2 protein-coding genes and 2 pseudogenes are annotated in these 2828 nt (G+C 50.3%); all 4 read left to right on the top strand.

Features of this window, described 5'->3' with window-relative positions; genetic code table 11:
• Positions 1–268 (top strand): annotated as a pseudogene (locus Q0256_RS07470) (ATP-dependent Clp protease ATP-binding subunit ClpX); the annotation flags it as partial.
• Positions 269–277: 9 nt separating this feature from the next.
• Positions 278–1312 (top strand): rod shape-determining protein, encoded by a 1035-nt coding sequence (locus Q0256_RS07465; protein WP_005869818.1) that lies wholly within the window; start codon positions 278–280, stop codon positions 1310–1312.
• Positions 1305–2054: a rod shape-determining protein MreC gene (gene mreC / locus Q0256_RS07460; protein ID WP_297961786.1), complete on the top strand. Its 750-nt coding sequence runs from the start codon at positions 1305–1307 to the stop codon at positions 2052–2054. The genes Q0256_RS07465 and mreC overlap by 8 nt, the downstream gene beginning before the upstream one ends.
• Positions 2054–2828 (top strand): annotated as a pseudogene (gene carB, locus Q0256_RS07455) (carbamoyl phosphate synthase large subunit); the annotation flags it as partial. The gene mreC and the pseudogene carB, both read left to right, overlap by 1 nt.

The following is a 2828-nucleotide window of genomic DNA, read 5'->3' as shown; positions in this document are numbered from 1 at the left end:
GAAAAACGCGATCTTAAAGCAATATCAAAAGCTTTTTGCGATAGACGGCGCAAATTTAAAATTTGACGACGACGCGCTAAGGGAGGTCGCGAGCCTTGCGATCAAGCGCAAAACGGGCGCACGCGGACTTCGCAGCATAATCGAGGAGATTATGATCGATATTATGTTTGATCTGCCTGAGCTTAAGGGCTATGACGTCATCATCTCAAAAGAGGTCGTAGACGGCGTCTCCAAGCCGATACTTGTAAAACAAAATTTAACTGCATAAAGGGGATAAATGTTACTTGATTCGATTCTAGGATTATTTTCAAGGGATATGGGCATCGATCTAGGCACGGCAAACACGCTCGTGCTGCTAAAAGATAAAGGCATCATCATCAACGAACCGAGCGTCGTCGCGGTACAAAACGAACGCTACGGCAAGCAAAGGATCATCGCCGTGGGCGCCGAGGCTAAAGAGATGCTCGGGCGCACTCCGGGCGATATCGAAGCGGTGCGCCCGATGAAGGACGGCGTTATCGCGGATTTTGATATGACGGAGAAGATGATTAGATATTTCATTGAAAAGACCCACAAGCGCCGCTTTTTTGTAAGCCCGCGCATCATCATCTCGGTACCGTATGGACTAACTCAGGTCGAGCGCAAAGCCGTGCGAGAAAGCGCGATGATAGCGGGCGCACGCGAGGTTTATCTAATCGAAGAGCCGATGGCTGCGGCGATCGGTGCGGGACTTCCCGTAAATGAAGCGCGCGGCTCGCTGGTCGTGGATATCGGCGGCGGTACCACCGAGATCGGCGTTATCTCTTTAGGCGGCATCATCAGCGCCAAATCCGTACGCGTCGCGGGCGATAAGATCGACGCGAGCATCGTTAATTACGTCAAAGAAAAATATAGTCTACTTATTTCGGAACGCGCGGCTGAGGAGATTAAGATCAAGATCGGTACGGCGGTGCAGCAGCAAAAAGATCTTACATACACGGTCAAAGGAAAAGACCAGATCAGCGGGCTTTTAAGCTCGGTCGATCTTACGAGCGAGGACGTTAGAGAGGCGATCAAAGACTCGATCAGAGAGATTGCCGATGCGTTAAAATTTGTGCTAGAGAGCATTCAGCCGGAAGTCGCCGCCGACATCGTCGAAAACGGCGTCGTGCTAACGGGCGGCGGTGCGCTCATTCGCGGATTAGATAAATATCTAAGCGACACCGTAAAGCTTCCGGTTTTCGTCGCGGACGAGCCGCTGCTTTGCGTCGCAAACGGCACGGGAAAAGCCCTAGAAGAGATCAAATCGCTAAAACAAGCGGCAAATGACTAATCTCAAACTCCTCCTCGTCGCGGTTTTGCTGGTAGCCGTTTCGCTTACGTTCGGCTCATATATCCACGGCAAATTTATCGGATTTGCAGGAGGAATTTTAGAGGTTTATTACGGCGTGAGCGATCGAGTAAAAAGCGCCGTTAGCGAGCATTTTAACCAAGCCGAGACGATCAAAGTTTTGCGCGAGGAAAACGCTGAACTAAAAAAATCGGCGATGCTGCTTAGCACGTTCGCGGGCGAGCTGAATAAAATCTTGATCGATAAAAACAGCTCCATTTATGAGCCCAAAGTCCAGCTCGTAAAGGCGCTGAGCTACGCGAATCTAAACGACTACAACAAATTCTTCGTAAATTTTGAAAATTTTAACCCAAACAAAATTTACGGCCTCATCAGCGAGGGCAAGACCGCGGGAATTTTAGTAAATAAAGACGGGCGCCCGCTTGCGATCTTACAGCGCGACGAAAAGAGCAACTTCTCCGTTTTCATAGGAGATACTCAAATTCCTGGCGTCGCAGGCGGCGAAAATAACGAGCTCGTAGTTAGATACATCCCGCAATGGCTCGATCCCAAGGTAGGTGATGAGGTACTTACCAGCGGCAAGGACGGGATTTTTTTTGCCGGCGTGTCGGTAGGAAAGGTTAAAGAGATTCAAAGCGGGAAGCTATACAAAAGCGCCGTCGTAGAGCCCTACGTGAGCTCCGAGATGCCGGCGTTTTTGTATGTCGTTACAAAGGAAAATTGATGCCCAAAAGAGATGATATTAAGACGATTTTGCTGATCGGTAGCGGTCCGATCGTAATCGGCCAGGCGTGCGAGTTCGATTACAGCGGCACGCAGGCGGCTAAGACGCTAAAGAGCCTCGGATATCGCGTAGTGCTAATAAACTCTAACCCCGCTACCATTATGACCGATCCCGATTTTGCCGACGCTACCTATATCGAGCCGATCACCAAAGAGAGCATTTTGCGTATCATAAAGCGCGAGGGCGTCGATGCGATCCTGCCTACGATGGGCGGACAGGTCGCGCTAAACGTCGCGATGCAGGCTTACGAAAGCGGCGAACTAGCGGGGGTGAAATTTCTAGGCGCCAAGCCTGAAGCGATAAAAAAGGGCGAGGATAGGGTAAAATTTAAAGAAGCGATGATTAAGATCGGAATGGATCTGCCTAAATCCAAATACGCCTACAATATCGAAGAGGCGATGGCTGCGGCGAATGAGATCGGCTTTCCGCTCATTATCCGCGCTAGCTACACCCTGGGCGGCGCGGGTAGCGGCGTAGCGTACAATATCGACGAGTTTAAAGAGGTCGCGCAAAATGGGCTAGACGTGAGCCCGATAAATGAAATTTTGATCGAAGAGAGCCTGCTTGGATGGAAAGAGTTCGAAATGGAGGTGATCCGCGATCATAAGGACAACTGCATCATCGTCTGCTCGATCGAAAATTTCGATCCGATGGGCGTGCATACGGGCGATTCTATCACGGTTGCGCCCGCTCTTACGCTAACTGACAAAGAGT

The organism is uncultured Campylobacter sp., from assembly GCF_937949835.1.
GTDB lineage: Bacteria > Campylobacterota > Campylobacteria > Campylobacterales > Campylobacteraceae > Campylobacter_B.
This window is presented reverse-complemented; position numbering and strand designations above follow the sequence as displayed.

Excerpts from the sequence above, each read along its gene's own strand:
- Q0256_RS07465 (WP_005869818.1), top strand. The coding sequence starts at position 278 with ATGTTACTTGATTCGATTCTAGGATTATTTTCAAGGGATATGGGCATC.
- mreC (WP_297961786.1), top strand. The coding sequence starts at position 1,305 with ATGACTAATCTCAAACTCCTCCTCGTCGCGGTTTTGCTGGTAGCCGTT.